Here is a 223-nt window from a genome sequence, read left to right on the forward strand (position 1 = left end):
ATCCTGCTGAAGGCTTCGGCCACCATTACGGATGGCGATGAGGACAGCGCCAGCGACGACGAGACGGTCGACATCAGCGACAGCTTCAGCTTCGACGATAACGGGCCGACGGTGAGTGTCGCAGAGGACACGACGTTCGATGCGCCGAGCCTGACCACCCAGGATGCCGAGACCATCGGCGCGGACAGCGATATGGCCAGTGGAGACTTCTCGGGCCTGTTCG

General features: G+C 62.8%; 1 protein-coding gene. It reads left to right on the forward strand.

The genetic code is table 11. The annotated features are described in order from the left end of the window. The coding region (locus HALO32_RS17895; protein ID WP_192576416.1) for a hypothetical protein at positions 1-223 on the forward strand (223 nt) is incomplete at both ends.

This window comes from Halomonas lysinitropha, from assembly GCF_902500215.1.
GTDB lineage: Bacteria > Pseudomonadota > Gammaproteobacteria > Pseudomonadales > Halomonadaceae > Halomonas > Halomonas lysinitropha.